Source organism: Erythrobacter ramosus (assembly GCF_009828055.1).
In the GTDB taxonomy this organism is placed as follows: domain Bacteria; phylum Pseudomonadota; class Alphaproteobacteria; order Sphingomonadales; family Sphingomonadaceae; genus Erythrobacter; species Erythrobacter ramosus.
In genome coordinates, this window is the sequence record NZ_WTYB01000002.1 from 961894 (window position 1) to 978803 (window position 16910).

The 16910-nt window shown below is 63.1% G+C and carries 15 protein-coding genes; 7 read left to right on the forward strand and 8 right to left on the reverse strand.

Going from position 1 to position 16910, the window contains the following annotated elements:
- The first annotated feature begins 27 nt into the window (after positions 1-27).
- Both GRI59_RS11220 and GRI59_RS11225 read left to right on the forward strand, forming a co-directional pair.
- Positions 28-1248, forward strand: a complete 1221-nt coding sequence (locus GRI59_RS11220; RefSeq protein WP_160761241.1) for an argininosuccinate synthase — start codon at positions 28-30, stop codon at positions 1246-1248.
- A gap of 976 nt (positions 1249-2224) precedes the next feature.
- On the forward strand, positions 2225-2779 hold the full coding sequence (locus GRI59_RS11225) for a septal ring lytic transglycosylase RlpA family protein (RefSeq protein ID WP_160761242.1): 555 nt from the start codon (positions 2225-2227) through the stop codon (positions 2777-2779).
- A 5-nt stretch (positions 2780-2784) separates the two neighbouring features.
- On the opposite strand, the gene GRI59_RS11230 is transcribed toward GRI59_RS11225, so the two are convergent.
- On the reverse strand, positions 2785-3177 hold the full coding sequence (locus tag GRI59_RS11230; protein ID WP_160761243.1) for a hypothetical protein: 393 nt from the start codon (positions 3175-3177) through the stop codon (positions 2785-2787).
- Between the two features lie 169 nt (positions 3178-3346).
- On the opposite strand from GRI59_RS11230, the gene GRI59_RS11235 reads away from it, so the two are divergent.
- Positions 3347-4732 carry a sodium:solute symporter family transporter gene (locus GRI59_RS11235; RefSeq protein ID WP_160761244.1) on the forward strand — a complete coding sequence of 462 codons (1386 nt, stop codon included), beginning with the start codon at positions 3347-3349 and terminating at the stop codon, positions 4730-4732.
- Positions 4733-4775: 43 nt separating this feature from the next.
- On the opposite strand, the gene GRI59_RS11240 is transcribed toward GRI59_RS11235, so the two are convergent.
- Both GRI59_RS11240 and GRI59_RS11245 read right to left on the reverse strand, forming a co-directional pair.
- A complete protein-coding gene (locus GRI59_RS11240) occupies positions 4776-5372 on the reverse strand; it encodes a hypothetical protein (RefSeq protein ID WP_183363601.1) in 597 nt (198 codons plus the stop codon).
- A 408-nt stretch (positions 5373-5780) separates the two neighbouring features.
- Entirely contained in the window at positions 5781-6053 is a 273-nt protein-coding gene (locus GRI59_RS11245) for a hypothetical protein (RefSeq protein WP_160761245.1), read from the reverse strand.
- Positions 6054-6358: 305 nt separating this feature from the next.
- On the opposite strand from GRI59_RS11245, the gene GRI59_RS11250 reads away from it, so the two are divergent.
- From GRI59_RS11250 to GRI59_RS11260, 3 genes are all read left to right on the forward strand, one after another.
- On the forward strand, positions 6359-7012 hold the full coding sequence (locus GRI59_RS11250; protein WP_160761246.1) for an ATP-binding cassette domain-containing protein: 654 nt from the start codon (positions 6359-6361) through the stop codon (positions 7010-7012).
- Between the two features lie 111 nt (positions 7013-7123).
- Positions 7124-7639 carry a hypothetical protein gene (locus tag GRI59_RS11255; protein ID WP_160761247.1) on the forward strand — a complete coding sequence of 172 codons (516 nt, stop codon included), beginning with the start codon at positions 7124-7126 and terminating at the stop codon, positions 7637-7639.
- Positions 7640-7879: 240 nt separating this feature from the next.
- Positions 7880-8176 (forward strand): virulence factor, encoded by a 297-nt coding sequence (locus GRI59_RS11260; RefSeq protein WP_160761248.1) that lies wholly within the window; start codon positions 7880-7882, stop codon positions 8174-8176.
- A 132-nt stretch (positions 8177-8308) separates the two neighbouring features.
- On the opposite strand, the gene GRI59_RS11265 is transcribed toward GRI59_RS11260, so the two are convergent.
- On the reverse strand, positions 8309-9214 hold the full coding sequence (locus tag GRI59_RS11265; protein ID WP_160761249.1) for an IS1595 family transposase: 906 nt from the start codon (positions 9212-9214) through the stop codon (positions 8309-8311).
- 26 nt (positions 9215-9240) lie between these two features.
- Between GRI59_RS11265 and GRI59_RS11270 the strand changes: the two genes are divergently transcribed.
- Complete coding sequence (locus tag GRI59_RS11270; RefSeq protein ID WP_160761250.1) at positions 9241-10305, forward strand: DUF4435 domain-containing protein; 1065 nt, start codon at positions 9241-9243, stop codon at positions 10303-10305.
- A 614-nt stretch (positions 10306-10919) separates the two neighbouring features.
- On the opposite strand, the gene uvrA is transcribed toward GRI59_RS11270, so the two are convergent.
- The 4 genes from uvrA to GRI59_RS11290 all read right to left on the reverse strand — a co-directional run bounded on the left by uvrA (position 10920) and on the right by GRI59_RS11290 (position 16844).
- Positions 10920-13814, reverse strand: a complete 2895-nt coding sequence (gene uvrA, locus GRI59_RS11275; protein ID WP_160761251.1) for an excinuclease ABC subunit UvrA — start codon at positions 13812-13814, stop codon at positions 10920-10922.
- A gap of 436 nt (positions 13815-14250) precedes the next feature.
- Positions 14251-15027 (reverse strand): ABC transporter ATP-binding protein, encoded by a 777-nt coding sequence (locus GRI59_RS11280; protein ID WP_160761252.1) that lies wholly within the window; start codon positions 15025-15027, stop codon positions 14251-14253.
- The gene (locus GRI59_RS11285) at positions 15028-16026 is read right to left on the reverse strand and encodes a FecCD family ABC transporter permease (RefSeq protein WP_160761253.1); all 999 of its coding nucleotides are present in this window, start codon (positions 16024-16026) and stop codon (positions 15028-15030) included.
- Positions 16023-16844, reverse strand: coding sequence for an ABC transporter substrate-binding protein (locus GRI59_RS11290; RefSeq protein ID WP_237440781.1), 822 nt, complete (start codon positions 16842-16844; stop codon positions 16023-16025). Before GRI59_RS11290 ends, GRI59_RS11285 begins: the two co-directional genes overlap by 4 nt.
- Positions 16845-16910 lie beyond the last annotated feature (66 nt).

The following is a 16910-nucleotide window of genomic DNA, read 5'->3' on the forward strand; positions in this document are numbered from 1 at the left end:
CGCACGTCATTTCCAAGGAAACCACCCATGGCCCAGCCCCAGAAAGTCGTCCTCGCCTATTCCGGCGGTCTCGATACCAGCGTGATCGCCAAGTGGCTGAGCGTGGTGCGCGGATTGGAGGTCGTGACCTTCACCGCCGATCTCGGCCAAGGTGAAGAAATCGAGCCAGCGCGAGCCAAGGCCAAGGCTATGGGCATCCCGGACGATCACATCTTCATCGAGGATGTGCGCGAAGAATTCGTGCGCGATTTCGTCTTTCCGATGATGCGCGCCAATGCGCGCTATGAAGGCGATTACCTGCTCGGCACCAGCATCGCCCGCCCTCTGATCTCCAAGCGCCTCGTCGAAATCGCGCACCAGACCGGCGCCGATTTCATCGCTCACGGTGCGACCGGCAAGGGCAATGATCAGGTGCGCTTCGAGCTTTCGGCCTATGCGCTTGATCCCGACATCAAGGTGATCGCTCCGTGGCGCGAATGGGATCTCACCAGCCGCACCGCGCTGATCGCGTGGGCGGAGAAGCACCAGATCCAGGTGCCCAAGGACAAGCGCGGCGACAGCCCGTTCTCGACCGATGCAAACCTCCTCCACACCTCCTCGGAGGGCAAGGTGCTGGAAGACCCGTGGGAGGAAACCCCCGACTACGTCTATTCGCGTACGGTCAATCCCGAGGACGCGCCGGACGTGCCGGAATACATCACAGTCGATTTCGAGCGCGGTGACGGCGTGGGGCTAAATGGTGAGGCGATGTCGCCTGCGACCTTGCTGACGGCGCTAAACGAGCTTGGCCGCAAGCACGGCATCGGGCGGCTCGATCTGGTCGAGAACCGTTTCGTCGGCATGAAGAGCCGCGGGATGTACGAAACGCCCGGCGGCGAAATCTACGCCCGCGCGCATCGCGGCATCGAGCAGATCACGCTGGATCGCGGCGCAGCGCATCTCAAGGACGAGCTGATGCCGAAGTATGCAGAGCTGATCTACAACGGCTTCTGGTTCTCGCCCGAGCGAGAAATGCTGCAAGCCGCGATCGACCACAGCCAAGACAAGGTCACCGGCACGGTGCGGCTCAAGCTCTACAAGGGGATGGCCAGCGTGGTGGGCCGCAAGTCGCCCTATTCGCTCTACTCCGAAGCGCACGTGACCTTCGAGGACGACGCCGGGGCTTACGATCAGAAGGACGCCGAGGGCTTCATCAAGCTCAACGGTCTGCGCCTGCGCCTGCTCTCGCGCCGCAACCGCGACGCCTGATCGCACTTCAGAACGGGGAAAACCGAGTCGGGCCGCTGGGTGCAGCGGCCTGAAGCCCCTATTCTGACAGCTTGGCGGCGGTTTCGTTTCCGCTCTTTGCATCGCTTCGTGACTATTGCGACGAAGCGTTGAGTTATCCACTAGTGTCCACAGGACAAATCGCGCGAAGTGGAAAAGTCGCCGGTTGGAATGTTGTCAGATCGCCGATTCAGGCGCACCTTCAGCTTGTCTTCGGGACACGAAGCAACCGGAACGGAAAGCCGCAAGGCCTTGAAGTTACCGGGGTTTTGATCCCAAGGATGGCGGTGGCATCTGTCCACGCGCTCAGCTGGAGACGGCATGCAGGAGGCTTCGGCCAAAGGCAAGTCAGCTCATTATCGGGTGAGAGCGACGCGATGTCACCGGACAGGCCAAGAACCTGGCCGAACGGAAGAGCAGCGGAAACGGCGAAAGCCCCCAAGCCGCCGCGCTTCAGATCGGTAAAGGAACGCGGTCTCGGCCGAGCAAATGCGCAAGGCGGCGAAAATCGACAGGCTTCGGCCGGACGATGGACGCAGCTGGCAGGAGCAAAGCCGGATGCCGGCGCGAGCGCCGGTGACGAAGCTCTGGCAACGCCAGTCGCAAGACCGGGCAGCGAGAGGTTAGACATCGGGCGCCAAGTATGGCCCGGAGCGAAAGGATGCCGAAGGTTCGCCGGACGCATCATGAGCGAGGGTCATCCACACGCCGGTGAGAGTGGGGTCGGCAGCAATGCCGGCCCCATTTGCATTGTACGGCGCCGCCAGATCCGTCCCCTGGCATCGCCGTTCGCCCGAGTCGCTGGGCACCAAAGTCGCGCGGGAATGGCAGCTGGCTGACCTTGGCGCCAACGGTTCATCGCATTTCCGGGGCAACTCACTCCCCACCGGAACCCTCCCGGCGACGAAATGCTAACCTGGTTTGCTTTTGGGAAGGCCGCCGCCTTAACGGCCCGATCATGCGGACGGGAAATCGCATACATGGCCTCGATGCCCGCAGCGCCGCTACGCGGAGCCTGCAAGCCCTTGCAGTAGCCGGCTTGCTCGGGCTTGCTCCGCTTGCTGCGTCCTCGGCCGCCACGCCGGATGGCGGCGCTTCGGGGATCGAGCCTGCCACCAGCGCTGCGATCATTGAACTCGTGCCGCTCCAGCCCACCGCTGACGTCGCCGCACCCGCATCCGTGATCGAAGAGCCCGCTCCCTCGGCGCCGCAGGAAACTGTCCTCGGCCGCGGCAGCGCATCTTACTACGCGTCCAAGTTCAACGGCCGCCGCACCGCCAGCGGCGAGCGGTTCGACAACTCCGACCTGACCGCCGCCCACCGCAGCCTGCCGTTCGGCAGCCGCGTGCGCGTCACCAACCCAGCCAATGGCCGCAGCGTCGTGGTCCGCGTGAATGATCGCGGCCCCTTCACGCGTGGTCGCCTGATCGATGTCAGCCGCGCCGCTGCCGAAGAACTTGGCATGGTCGCACGCGGCCACGCTGATGTGGAACTGGCGCTGATCGCCGACTGATCGGCCTAGGGATTATCGGCGTAGCCCATCCCGAGGCTCGAAGTATCGCCGGTAACCTTCAGCTTCAGCCGCGCCGTCTTTTGGCTGGACGTGTTGCGCAGCAACGCCATCTCGCCCGGCGCAATCTGCGCATCGACCGCTCCGCCCGGCGCGACAGTCCCGCGCTCCACGGCTGCGGCGCCATCGGCCTTGCTCAGCACCACCACAGCGACCGGCCCGGTGTTTGTGCCGGTCACGACAAAGCCGCCCTCCTGCCCGCCGCCCAGCTCGAAGGTCTGGCCCGGATCGATCTGGAGGTTAGAGTTGATCGTCCCCGCGTGCACCGCCGCGCCCAGCGCTACTAGGGTCAGAGCAGCAGCCATCACCGAGGCGGGACGGACAATCTTGAACGGCATCATGCGGCACTCCTTTGCGCTGTTCCACATCCTCCTCCAGTAACGCGCACACCTTCACGCCGGATGCAGGCAGCCGACGATTGCGCCCCTTCGCCTCTTGCGTTCCGTTTCTGCCCGATTAGGACGTCGCTCGGTTTGCAGGGGGAACGCCGCCATCACGCTCACGCTGATCGTGCTCTATGTCGCTGCCCAGATCGCACTTGCGGTGTGGGCCGGGCGCGGGGCGAAGTCCGATGCCGACTATCTCGTGGCCGGCCGCAGCCTCGGCCCCTTCGCGGTCGGCATGAGCCTGTTCGCCACCTGGTTCGCCTCCGAAAGCCTGATCGCCACCTCGGGCGAGGTCGCGCGTGACGGGATCGCGGGCGCCCGGGCCGAGCCGTTCGCCTACGCCATCGGCATCCTCGCGATCGCGCTGTTCTTCGCCTACCGGCTGCGCGCGGGCGGCTTCATCACCATCGCCGACTTCCTCAGGAGCCGCTTCGGCCCCGCGACCGAGAGCCTCGCCGCGGTCGTCATCGCGCTCTCCGCCACGACCTGGTCCGCGGCGCAGCTGTTCGCCTTCGCCACCATCATCGCGAGCGCATCGGGGCTCGACTTCACCACCGGCCTCATCGGCGCGACGCTGCTGGTGATGACCTACACCCTGTTTGGCGGGCTCGCCGGAGACGTTGTCACCGACATCGTGCAGGGCATCGTCATCGTCATCGCGATCCTCATCCTGTTCGCGCTGATGGCGGACGCATCGGGGGGCCTGCCTGCCATGTGGGCCGCTGCCCCGCCCACCATCTGGAGCTTCACCGCGCCCGGCGAGAGCTGGACCCAACGCATCGAGCTATGGCTCATCCCCATCGCCGGCACCATGGTCAGTCAGGAGGCGCTGTCCCGCACGCTCGCCGCCAAGTCGCCCGAGGTCGCGCGGCGGGGCGCCTTGTGGGGAGCGGCGATCTACCTCACCGTCGGGCTGATCCCGGTCAGCTTCGGCCTGTTCGGCCCGCAGCTCGCCCCCATTCTCGGCGTCACCTTCGGCGCGGATGAGGCGTACCTCCCCAGCCTTGCCACCGCCCTGTTCCCGCCGTGGCTACACATCGTCTTCACCGGAGCGCTGGTGTCCGCGATCCTCTCCTCGGTCGACTCCGCCCTGCTCGCGGTCTCGGCCGTGGTGACCGAGAGCGGGTATCGCCGCCTCCGCCCGGAGGCCTCCCCCCTTGCCATGCTGCGCGCCGCGCGGTTCGCGACGGTGGCTGCGGCGGCGGTCGCGGCGCTGCTGGCAATGCAGGGGGAGAGCCTGCGCAACCTCGTGCTCGATGCCGGAGCCATCGCGGCGGTGCTGGCGGTGCCGATCATCGCCGGGCTCGCCGGCTCCACCGCCCGCCACGCGGCGCTCGCGGCGATCGCGGCGATCGTGGTGCAGATGGCGGTGCTGGGCGTGCTCGACTGGGGGCTGGGCGTGCCCGGCGCCTTCCTGTGGATGCTGGCGAGCGGCACCGCGACCTTCGCCGCCGTCGCAGCCCTGTCAGCCCGCCGCAGCGCCGCGCCGCGCGCTGTTGGAGACACATGAGACACTGTCCAGGAACCAAAAACCGGCCCCCGCACGGCCCCGCTTAGGGGGTGTTCCCGCGCAGCCTTGCGATAAAGGCGTCCAGAGACTCCTCCACGCCGTCATCCCCCTCCGCAGGCTCGCCCTCATCCCCGTCCGCCCAATCGTCCTCGTCGTATTCCTCGTAGTCCTCGTCATCCCACTCCATCACCGCCGGCGGATCGAGCAGCAGCGCCACCCGCTCCTCAAACTCCGCCGCGACCTTGTGGACCTGATGCGAGGCTTCGATCCGGTCGAGCCGCGCGAGGTGCGCCAGCAGCAGCCGCCCATCGTACCGGGTGCGGGTCGCCACCTCCTCGCCGTGATAGAACACGGTCTCCTGCACTCCGTTGAGCGCGCGGTCGGCCAACACCTCCTCGACCTGCGGCCGCGCCAGCACCAGCGCCGCATCCCACAATTGTCGGAACTCAGTCGAGGCGCGCCGCATCCGGTACAGATGCGCGCGGCTCACCCCCGCCTGCTGCGCCGCCGCCCGCACATTGCCCCACTGCGCCAGCGTCTGCACAAAAGCCGCCTGCACCTCGCGCGACAGATCGGGGGCAAGGCCCGCCGGATCGACAATCTGCGTTGACGGCGCGGACGGGGGAGAATGATCGGACATAAGGCAGCTCCTCGGCAAAACCACGCCGCAGCGGGCGCAAGGCGCAGGAGCGTATCAGCCGCAAGTCGCTGTAGGAAAATGGAGTTTTGTGTTCCGCATCGCCTCCGCGATGCGAAATCCTCGCTCACACGCCCTACGGGCGCGTCGCTGCGGGCGGCCGGTCGGCCTTGCGGGCCTGCGGCCCGACGATCCTCCCCGGCACGGGGAGGGGGACCACCGCAGGTGGTGGAGGGGCAGGCGCGGCTGAACCGAGTTCCCCCTCCCCCCGCGGGAGGGGAGCGAGACTTGGGTCTGCGCAGCAGGCCCTAGTCGCAGCAGGGAGGGGGGATTTTTTGCGCCCTACCGCTGCGCTACTTGAGGGAGTCTTTGCTGCCCTATCGCTGCGCTACATGAGAGCGGGCACCAAAATCACCAGATCGGCAAGCGCCCATCCCCGCAAATCAACCGCTCATTGGCGAGCGTGACGGCGCGGATGTCGTCAGGCGTTTCAAGCCCGGCCTCATGTAGCGCAGCGGTAGGCCGACAAGGACTCCCGATCCGCCCGGCCTCCACATGGGCGAGCCAACTGGCGATAAACGCCTCCCCGCCCGGATCGCGCAGATCGGTCGGCCCGACAGGCAGCTTGCGCGTCGGATCATAGGGCGACGGGTTGGTGAGATAGAGCTCGTGACACGTAATCATCCGCGCGGGTCTCCTACGAGAGAGGACAAGACGCACCGAACGGCCCGAGCCGCCGCAAGAACGCCCCCGCCGCGTCAGGGCTGCGAGGAGCCGAGGCACGCGGGAAAGCGGATGCGGCACGAGAGGGCTGGTCGGCGCGGGCGGGACGGTAGTGGGGTGTGGGGGGTGTAGGAAAGGGGGCATGATTACTAGAATTCCGGCCCCGATTACGATTAAGCTTGTCGACACTGTGAACAATAGTGGAAAAGCTAATCATCGGGTCCGCAAAGCTTGACACTCAGTCGGATATTTACGCTACTAATTTTATGATAGAACCACCCTCTTTAGAATCAAAAGTCCTTGCCTCCGTCTTTGTGGCGACGAGCTCTGGCGACGTCTCTTTGACTCTCGCTCGTGGCGAAGTACTTATGGTGGCTGGTCCAAATGGGGCTGGTAAATCCGCTCTGCTTTATTCAATTTATAGGTCAATCGGCAAAGGTCTAGCGGATTATTATGCCGGACACAGGCAGATCACATTTAACCATGGTTGGGAAAATGTATCTTCTGATAAAGATCAACTAGCAACATATCAGTTTGAAAATTTTTCATCATCAAATAGGTATAAGAACCATTGGTCTGAAGACGTTTTCAATTCAATAATCAAGAGACTTTTTCAGGATGAAGTAAAGTACAACTCTGATTTAGTCGAATTGCTTGATCATGACCCGATAAATGCTCAAAAATTTAAGAAAACAAACCCAAGCCCAATTGCGAAATTAAATTCAGTGTTTGATGCTGCTCGAATGGCTGTTCGCTTTGAGGTCGATGTCCGAGGACTTCGCGCCACACGGGGTATTGGAAAGTACGATATTGATCAACTTTCGGATGGTGAACGGGCAGCCCTCTTCATCGCTGGTGCAATTTTAATTCAAGATCCCGCTTATCCCCTTCACGCATGTGTGCATAATGTTCCACAATAACGCACACCGCAAGGTGCAACGTTACGTTGTATGACGCGTGTGCGGTGAGGGCTTCCCCTGACGGCTGAATTGGATTACAACGCAGTGTAAGACACGCGAGGGCCGATTCTCATGCACGCCGATATCATCAAGCAAATGCGCGACGAGGAAGCGGGGCTTCTGCTCAAGTTGAATGCCGTCCGCAATCTTCTGTCAGTGTACGGTGAAGCGCCAGTCGCAACCAGTGCGGCGTCAACGCAATCCGTCAAACGTACCGCGCCCGCCTCCCGTGCCCGTGAGAAGGTCGCCATCACCAGCTTCACGATGCAGACACGTATGTCTGTTTTGCTTTCGCTGGATGCCATGGTGCATGCACCGGGTCTCCTGAAAACCAGCGCTCTCGTCGAGTACATTGAGAAGCGCGGCCATGAGATTACCGGAAACAACAAGGTCAATGCGCTTGGAGCGCTTCTCGCACGTAGTGAGGACGTTCAAGGGCATGGCAAGTCGGGTTGGACGGTTGCGGATCGTGAGCGTGCGCTTTCGATCCTGGCCGAACACCTGCACAACGAGAAAGGGCCACACAGCGTTTACGCCGGTGGCCCCGAAACCGCGCCCTACGCGCTAACAGAGGAGGCCATGGAATGAATGAACATTCCTTCGGGTCGCGGGGGTTGCAGCCCCTTAGCTACCCATTGCTCTTGTTAAAGAACTAGGCCGTCTGCGCCGGGGGCTCTCGTCCCCGGTGCATTCGGTCTAGCAAATCTAACGGGATTCGTCTAGTCCGATTGCGTACTTACACGCTTTTCGGGAGGCCTTCCTATGTCCATCAAAACGATGTCGTCTAGGAGAGGAATGGGACATCGACCACTGAAAGGAACGGGTCGAATGTACGCTATTGCCTACGACCTGAATAATGAAGCTGCCGAACGTCATGGTGCTTGGGCTAAGATTGCTCGTGTTCTTGAAGGCCATGGCTTTCGCCGCCAGCAAGGCAGTGTTTTCTATGGTGACGAAAACACATCGGCTATGACGTGTGCGCAGGCGGTTCTGGAACTGTACGACAAATACCCTTGGTTCTGGGAAGTCGTCCGCGACATGCGCATGCTTCGTATTTCTGAACAGGACGACTTGTTGTCTATCGTGCCGAACAGGCTGCGCTTCGAACAGCAGGACGTCGCCTAATGGCAACGGTCGCCCGCTTAACTCTCTCTGAGGCGTTAGCGGGCGACCGCTTGTCTGAGTTCGTCGAACAAGCCGAAGCCGAAGGCATCGGCCCCGCAGATCGCGCTCAATTTGAAGGCCTGTTAGGACGCGTCACAGCGCCCCAACCAGAAGATCAAACATCCCGTTTACCCGCCCACGGTTCGAAGCGCGGAAAGTGAACTCGTCCAGATAGCGCTGCATGTGCTTGCCGCTGATCTGGATATGCGTGGAGCGAACCGAAGCCTTGAACAGCTTCCAGAAGCCTTCAACCGTGTTCACGTGGAAGGTCTCGCCAGCGCGGTAATTATAGTAGGCGTATTCCTTGGCACCGTGCTTGACGCGGCCATGCTTGAAGCCGTCACCAGTGAGTAAGCCATAGCTGTAGAGTTCGTCCGTTGAGACGGTCGCACCCTTTTCCACGTTCTTAAGCACCACTTCGCGCAGTGTATCGGCCTTGACGTTGGGGATAACGACCGCCTTCATGCGTCCGTTCCGCTCTGCAAGGCCCATCACAATAGTCTTTCCCGGCGCGCCACGCCCACGCTTGCCGCCCGAACGGCGACCACCGACATAGGCCTCGTCCAGTTCAATATGGCCCGCCAGCAGTGCGTCAAAGCCCTGCGCCTTGCTCATAAGGTCGCGGATATGTTGGCCAATCCGGTAGGCGGTCTTGTAGGTCACACCAAGCTGGCGTTGCAGTTCCTTGCCGCTCACACCGTGGCGCGTCGTGCAGAAGAGATACATGGCGTAAAACCACGAAACGAGCGGCGTGCGCGTGTCGTGAAGGATGGTGTTAGCGGTAGGGTTCACATGGTGGCCGCAGTTGGCGCAAACGTAGGTGCGGCGCGCTGCAAGCTTGTGGTGCGTGCTTTCCTTACCGCATGACGCGCAAACGAAACGGGTTCCGCCAAAGCGCACTTCCATGATGTGCGCGAGGCAAGCGTCGTCATTCGGGAAGCGCGCGAAGAACTCGCGAACGCTAAACTCGGGACTGGCAGAGGGGCTTTTGCTGGTCATGCCATCTTAATGGCAGAACTCACTACATGCGTCAAGGGGATAATCGGGTTCAAGATTCAAATAAGATCGTTGCTATAGATGAGCCTGAAAGAAATCTTCATCCAAGTATAGTTGCTCCCTTTATAAATGCCCTTATCCTTGCACGTCCTGACATTGGATATATTTTTGCAAGCCATGATGTTAATTTAATTTCTGGGGGACATATCAATACCCTAGTCCATGTACGAGACTCGCAAGTTATATCCCTTGATCCAGAAACTAGGAAGTTTGACGCGGAAGTTGTTGTCGATTTTGAGGCGATTGATGAAGGCCTGAGGCGTGACCTCCTCGGAGCGAGGCAAAAATTGCTGTTTGTCGAGGGAACACCAAACTCAATCGATTATCGCATATACAACGTGCTGTTCCCGGATTGGAAAGTCACTCCGAAGGGTGGTGCGCAAGAAGTCATTGAGGCGGTTAAATCTCTTCGAAAAAATAACCAACTGCACTGGATCGAAGCGAAGGGGTTGATAGATCGAGATGGAAGGCCTGATCCTGAAGTTCAGGCACTCGAAGCAGACGGGATACATGCGCTTTTATGTCCAACCTCGGAAAATCTCCTCTTCTTGCCCAAGGTTGTTGAGGCTGTTGCCAAACTTCTTTTCGAAGCTGAGGGTGGCCTAGATGTTCACGCGCGGATGCAATCCGCTAAGGCCGAGCTTAGGGCGTCGCTCTGCCAATCAAGCGCTGATATATCAGCACGATTGGCAACTTGGCGTATAAACCGAATGTTGGCGGAAGCGAAAGTGAGTGTGGCTAACGTCAGACAATTAAGCTCTCCAGCGATCACGTTCGCCCTTGGTCAGATTTTGACAGAAGCCGACTCAGAGATTGCCGAGCTATGCGCAATCGCTGACGGTTTGGAGAGCATTCAAACTATCCCAATAAAGAATACGTCGATCGGAAGTCGTATTGCCGTGGCTATGGGTTGTGATGCCAAACGGTATAAAAATATCGTCTTCCGTCAAATCGGACTTACCACTGAATGCGGTGAGACGATTAAAAGTACCATGTTAAAATTCCTTCCAGCGCTGGACGCTGGGTCAAAATGAAGGCATTAAAATAAATCACAGTCTGATACGGCAATCGCTGTCACACGAATCGCCAACCTTGATTTAATGTCTTGGCCCCACACTTTTTCCCGCGAATTTACTTGTGCGCCCAGTGCGCCCCGCAGCATGGATGCTGAAACACGTTCAGCATGGCGGATAGACAGGGGCGTTGCGGTTGCGCACCCTGACGCGAAGCGCTCACAAATGTCCGTAGGTTGGCAGGCCCCCTCTGCGCCTCTCCTTCCCTCTGCGGTCTCTGCGTGAAACACACTGTCTTTGCCGGGGTGCGAGGGTGTGCAGGGCTTCGGGCGTCGGACACCCACCCCCGGCCCCGATACCTGCCCCGGCGGAGCCGAAGGCGTGGCGAAGCCACAACGCCGGGGTCGAGGGAGGGGAAAGGAGCGGTTCGGGATTGCGCTGCCCTCTTCGTGGCTTTGTGTCTTTGTGTGAGCCATTGCGGGGGCTGCTACACTTTGAGGGGGTGTTGGGATCGGCCTCGCTTGCCCCTCCACCATCCTACGGATGGTCCCCCTCCCCTTGCAGGGGAGGATTGCCTCGCCTGCCCCTCCACCATCCTGCGGATGGTCCCCCTCCCCGAGCGAGCTCGGGGAGGATTACTTCAGCAGCAACGGCGCCAGATACTGCCCCGTGAAGCTGCGCGGTTCCTTTACCACTTGCTCCGGTGTGCCTTCCGCGACAATCTCCCCGCCGCGCACGCCGCCCTCGGGGCCGAGGTCGATGATCCAGTCGGCGGTCTTGATCACGTCGAGGTTGTGTTCGATCACCACGACCGAATTGCCGCCCTCCACCAGCCGGTGCAGCACTTCGAGCAGTTTGCGCACGTCCTCGAAATGCAGGCCGGTGGTCGGCTCGTCGAGGATGTAGAGCGTCTGGCCGGTGCTGCGGCGCGCGAGTTCCTTGGCGAGTTTCACGCGCTGCGCCTCGCCGCCGGACAGCGTGGTCGCCTGCTGGCCGACCTTGACGTAGCCGAGGCCGACCTCATTCAGCATCCGCATCTTCTCGCGGATCGGGGGGACGGCCTTGAAGAATTCCTCGGCATCCTCGATCGTCATGTCGAGCACGTCGGCGATGGAGTGGCCCTTGAACTTCACTTCGAGCGTCTCGCGGTTGTAGCGCTTCCCGTGGCATTCCTCGCAGGTGACGTAGACGTCGGGGAGGAAGTGCATCTCGATCTTGATGAGGCCGTCGCCTTGGCACTTCTCGCAGCGGCCGCCCTTGACGTTGAAGGAGAAGCGCCCGGGCTTGTAGCCGCGGGCGAGGCTTTCGGGGAGGCCGGCGAACCAGTCGCGGATCTGGGTGAAGGCGCCGGTGTAGGTGGCGGGGTTGGAGCGCGGGGTGCGGCCGATGGGGGACTGGTCGATCTCGATGACCTTGTCGCAGTATTCGAGCCCGGTGATGGCGTCATGTGCCCCCGCGATGACCCGCGCGCCGTTGAGCGCGCGGGCGGCCCCGGCCTGCAGGGTGTCGATGGTGAGGCTGGATTTGCCCGAGCCGGAGACCCCGGTGATGCAGGTGAAGGTGCCGAGCGGGATCTTGGCCGTCACGCCCTTGAGGTTGTTGGCGCGCGCGTTCTTGACCACGATCTTGTGGCCATTGCCCTTGCGACGCTTGGCCGGAACGTCGATCTTGCGCTTGCCGGTGAGGTAATCGGCGGTGAGGCTGCCCTTGGCCTTGAGTATCTGCTTCAGCGTGCCTTGCGCGACGATCTCGCCGCCATGCACCCCCGCACCGGGGCCGAGGTCGACGATGTAATCGGCGGTGCGGATGGCGTCCTCGTCATGCTCGACGACGATGACGGTGTTGCCGAGATCGCGCAGGCGCTTGAGGGTTTCGAGCAGGCGGTCATTGTCGCGCTGGTGGAGGCCGATGCTGGGCTCGTCGAGGACGTAGAGCACGCCGGAGAGGCCGGAGCCGATCTGGCTGGCCAAGCGGATGCGTTGGCTTTCGCCCCCCGACAGCGTGCCCGAGGTGCGGTCGAGGTTGAGGTAGTCGAGCCCGACGTTGTCGAGGAAGCCCAGCCGCTCGTTGATCTCTTTCAGGATCGCCTTGGCAATCTGGCTCTGCTGCGAGGTGAGCTGCGCGTCCAAGGCGAGGAACCACGCTTTGGCATCCGCGACACTCATGGCGACGGGGGTGGCAATATCGGTCTGGGCGATGCGGACGCTCAGCGCCTTTTCGTTGAGGCGCTTGCCGCCGCAGGTCTCGCACGGCTGCGCGGTCTGGTACTTCGACAGCTCCTCCTGCATCCACGCGCTCTCGGTCTGCATCATGCGGCGGTTGAGGTTGCCGATCACGCCTTCGAAGGCCTTGTTGACGGTGTATTCGCGGCGGCCATCCTTGAAGGTCAGCGGCACCGGCATCCCGCCCGTGCCGTAGAGGATGATGAGCTTCTGTTCGGGGGCGAGGTCTTTCCACGGCGTTGTCAGGTCGAACCCGTACGCCTTCGCAAGGCTGGCGAGCACCTGCATGTAGTAAGGCGACGGTGGGTTGGACTTGGCCCACGGCACCACCGCGCCCTGCTTCAGCGTCAGCGCCTCGTTGGGGACCACCAGCTGCGGATCGAACAGCATCTTCTCGCCGATCCCGTCACACGCGGGGCAGGCACCCTGCGGGGCGTTGAAGGAGAAGAGGCGCGGTTCGATCTCTTCGATGGTGAAGCCGCTGACGGGACAGGCGAACTTCTCGGAGAAGACGATGCGGTTGGGCGGCAGGCCCGCGCCCTTCATCGCGCCACCTTGCGCCTCGTCCTCGCGCCCCGGCACCACGCCATCGGCCAGATCGACATAAGTCAGCCCCTCGGCCAGCTTCAGCGCCTGTTCGAAGCTTTCGGCGAGGCGGGTCTCGATGCCTTCCTTCACCGCGATCCGGTCAACCACCACTTCGATGTCGTGCTTGAACTTCTTGTCGAGTGCGGGGGCTTCCTCGATCGGATAGATCTCGCCGTCGATCCGCACGCGGGTAAAGCCGCTGCGCTGCCATTCGGCCAGTTCCTTGCGGTATTCCCCCTTGCGCCCACGCACCACGGGGGCGAGCAGATAGAGGCGCGTGCCTTCGGGCAGGGCCATCACCCGGTCGACCATCTGACTTACGGTCTGCGCAGAAATCGGCAGGCCTGTGGTCGGCGAATAGGGCGTGCCGACCCGCGCCCACAGCAGTCGCATATAGTCGTAGATCTCGGTGACGGTCGCCACGGTTGAGCGCGGGTTGCGGCTCGTCGTCTTCTGCTCGATGCTGATCGCAGGGCTTAGGCCGTCAATATGCTCGACATCGGGCTTCTGCATCATTTCGAGGAACTGGCGCGCATAGGCGCTCAGGCTCTCGACATAACGCCGCTGGCCCTCGGCATAGATCGTGTCGAAGGCGAGGCTCGACTTGCCGCTGCCCGAAAGCCCGGTGACAACGATCAGCGCATCACGCGGCAGATCAATGTCGATACCCTTGAGGTTATGTTCGCGCGCGCCGCGCACGGAGATGGTGGTGAGGCTCATGGGTGCAATCTGTTCCGGAAATGTTCGCGTGGGTCAAGGGCGGCACGGCGGGGTTATCCGCAAGGCACCACAGATGGGGACGGGCTATAGCGGGTGCAACGGGCGAAGCGCCTTGCGGTTTCCCGGCCCCTGCCGCAATGGCCCGAACCGCCGGACCCGAAAAAGCGAATCGAATTATGTTATGGTGACACCAAATCGCATCCAATTCGCGCGGTGTCCGGCGCAAAACGCTTACCGGCTAAGCAAGCCCGACGATTCCGCCTCTACTTTTCAATATGTTAAGTAGGCCTACAGAAAAACTGAAGTCGTCCGATCAACGCGGATCAATCAGATGGAGGCTCTCTTTGCGGTTCCTCGGCCGGGTCCCTTCAGGGTCGCAACCTGGCTCTTCGCAAAGACGTGGCCGGGGGCCGGAACATGGCTGACAGGGTTACCCCTAACCCCCATCAGCCTGTTCCGGTTCCTCACCCACAATCAGCGCCTGCGCTCCGGGATCGCCGAGCCACCGCGCCCGCACTCCCCATCCTTGCGCAATCACCTGCGGCGCCAATGCGATGTTCGGCGGGCCGTCTGCGATCAGGTGCCCGTCCTTCATCACCAACACCCGGTCGGCATGGTTCATCGCCAGCCCGAGATCGTGGAGCACTACCACCACACCCTGCGCAGCCCCGTTCTCTGGCCGCGCGCAGGCCTTGAGGTGGGCGATCAGGCTGAGCTGATGCGCCAGATCAAGCGCGGCGAGCGGCTCGTCAGCGAGAATCCAGCGCGGCTCTCCGGCCAGCACGCGCGCGAGCAGCACCCGTGCGCGCTCTCCGCCTGAAAGCTGGCTGACGGGACGATGGCGCAGGGGCTCGAGATCGAGCGCGACCAGCGCCGCCTCAATCGCAGCAGTCCCCCGGTCGCGCCACGGCAGGCGGCCCAGCGCCACCAGCGCCTCGACCGCGACGTCCCACGCGATGTCGGGCGCTTGCGGCAGATAGCCGATGCTCTGCGCCCGGACGCGCGGATGCAGGCGGGCGAGGATTTCGCCATCCAGCGTGACGCTGCCCGATGCTGGCGCGAGCAATCCGGCAAGCCCCAGCAGCAGCGATGATTTGCCTGCGCCATTGGGGCCAACGATAGCGGTGATGGTGCCGGGCTTGAGCGCGGCGGACAGGCCCGTCACGACCTCGCGCCCGCCGCGCATCAGCGCGAGGTTGTCTGCCGCCAGCATCTACAGCCGCCCTTGCCGCATACGCAGTAGCAGCCAGCCGAAGAACGGCGCGCCGATCAGCGACAGCGCGATGCCGAGCCGCAGCTCCGTCACCAGCGGCAGGACCCGCACCACGCTGTCGGCGGCCAGCACCAGACAGGCACCCGCAAGCGCGCTTGGGAGGATCAGGCTTGATGGCAGGCGATTGGTGAAGGGGCGCACCAGATGCGGCACCACTAGGCCGACAAAGCCGATGATCCCGGCCACCGCCACCCCCGCACCCACGGTCAGCCCGATGCCGACCACCAGCAGCGCCAGCAGTCGGCGCGGCTCTATACCCATCGAACGCGCCGCCTCCTCGCCCAGCGTCAGCGCGTCGAGGCTGCGCGCGGCGAGCGCCAGCACCGCGATCCCGGCGGCGGTGAGCGGCGCGGCAATCGCGACTTCCCGCCACGACCGGTCGGTCAGTGCGCCGTTGAGCCACATGACGATCTCGCTCAGGGCAAAGGGATTGGGGGCGAGTGTGATCGCCAGCGCAGTCAAAGCGCCCGCAAGGCTCGCCAGCATCAGACCCGCCAGTGTGAACAGCGCGATGCCGCCGCCCGCCCCGCCTGCAGCGTCCGACGATGTGCGCCCGGCGATCAGCGCGAGCAGCGCCATGCCGAGGCCCGCTCCGGCCAGAGCCATCAGCGGCAGGCTCCACGGGGCCCATGCGGGCGGGATCGCCGCGCTGAACCAGAAGCTTGCCACCGCGCCGAGAGCGGCCATCGGGGCAATGCCGAACAGGCCGGGATCGGCGAGCGGGTTGCGCAGATAGCCTTGCATGGCCGCTCCCGCCGCACCGAGGCCCGCGCCGATGGTGATCGCCAGCACCGCGCGCGGCAGGCGCAGTTCGGCAAGGATCAGCAGCGTGTTGCCGGGGCCGAAATCGGCGGGCGCAATCCACACTCGCCCGGCCAGCAGCGACAGGGGCACCAGCACCGCGAGCAACACCGCGAAGATCAGGCTCGCACGGTTCATGGGCGGCGCTCCGCCTCAGCCCGGATCGCGCGCAGCCGTTCGCGCGCCTTGGGTATGGTCGGCCCGCCGCAATAGATCAGCGAGGGGTTGAAGTCGGCGATCAGCATCCGCTTGTATTGCCCTTCCAGCAACGGATGACGCTGGCCCGGCGCATCGCCTGCGATCAGCAGCATGCGGGGCGGATCGCTGAGCACCCGCTCAAGGCTGACCCGGTCCGCCTGCCCCAATCCGCGCGCGGCGGCGTGGCTGGTGAAGCCCTCTTGGCGGAGCAATTCGACGATCAGCGTCTGCTCGCCCGCGACAATCTCGCCCTCCTGCCACAGCAGCGCATCGATCGGTGCGCCGGTTTGCGGCGGGGGAGCGGCGATGCGGGCGGCGAGCGCCTCGCCGTTTCCGGCACGGCCCGCGAGCGCGGCAACTTCGCGCACCTGCGCCACGCTTTCGGCAACGGTGACGGGGCTGCCAAAGGTCGCGACCGTGAGGCCCGCACGCTCCAACGCCGAGCGGGTCGGCTGCGGCAGGAAAGTCGAGGCGAGCACCAGATCGGGCTGGAGCGCAATCACCTCCTCCGCCGTCCCACCGGTGGACCCATAGCTTTGCGCTACGCCCGCCGGGATCGAACTCCCACCCGGATCGCGGCTGTAATGCGATAGGGCTAGCACCTGCTCCGGCCCCGCAATCTCGACCAGAATTGCGTCAAGGCAGGGGTTGAGGCTGACGATTGTAGGGGTATCCGATTGCGGCCTCGCCACGGGAGCATCGGGCGCGCAGGACGACAGCAGCAGCGCCGCCGCCAGCACCGCCAATCTCCCGTTCAAGCTGATGCGATCCCGCGCCATATCCGGCCCCGGCGATAGGGCGGCGCGCTCGCTGGTGCAACGAGT

Coding starts and splice junctions, on each gene's coding strand:
- GRI59_RS11220 (WP_160761241.1), top strand. CDS start 28: ATGGCCCAGCCCCAGAAAGTCGTCCTCGCCTATTCCGGCGGTCTCGAT.
- GRI59_RS11225 (WP_160761242.1), top strand. CDS start 2,225: ATGCGGACGGGAAATCGCATACATGGCCTCGATGCCCGCAGCGCCGCT.
- GRI59_RS11230 (WP_160761243.1), bottom strand. CDS start 3,177: ATGATGCCGTTCAAGATTGTCCGTCCCGCCTCGGTGATGGCTGCTGCT.
- GRI59_RS11240 (WP_183363601.1), bottom strand. CDS start 5,372: ATGTCCGATCATTCTCCCCCGTCCGCGCCGTCAACGCAGATTGTCGAT.
- GRI59_RS11245 (WP_160761245.1), bottom strand. CDS start 6,053: ATGATTACGTGTCACGAGCTCTATCTCACCAACCCGTCGCCCTATGAT.
- GRI59_RS11250 (WP_160761246.1), top strand. CDS start 6,359: ATGATAGAACCACCCTCTTTAGAATCAAAAGTCCTTGCCTCCGTCTTT.
- GRI59_RS11255 (WP_160761247.1), top strand. CDS start 7,124: ATGCACGCCGATATCATCAAGCAAATGCGCGACGAGGAAGCGGGGCTT.
- GRI59_RS11260 (WP_160761248.1), top strand. CDS start 7,880: ATGTACGCTATTGCCTACGACCTGAATAATGAAGCTGCCGAACGTCAT.
- GRI59_RS11265 (WP_160761249.1), bottom strand. CDS start 9,214: ATGACCAGCAAAAGCCCCTCTGCCAGTCCCGAGTTTAGCGTTCGCGAG.
- GRI59_RS11270 (WP_160761250.1), top strand. CDS start 9,241: ATGCGTCAAGGGGATAATCGGGTTCAAGATTCAAATAAGATCGTTGCT.
- uvrA (WP_160761251.1), bottom strand. CDS start 13,814: ATGAGCCTCACCACCATCTCCGTGCGCGGCGCGCGCGAACATAACCTC.
- GRI59_RS11280 (WP_160761252.1), bottom strand. CDS start 15,027: ATGCTGGCGGCAGACAACCTCGCGCTGATGCGCGGCGGGCGCGAGGTC.
- GRI59_RS11285 (WP_160761253.1), bottom strand. CDS start 16,026: ATGAACCGTGCGAGCCTGATCTTCGCGGTGTTGCTCGCGGTGCTGGTG.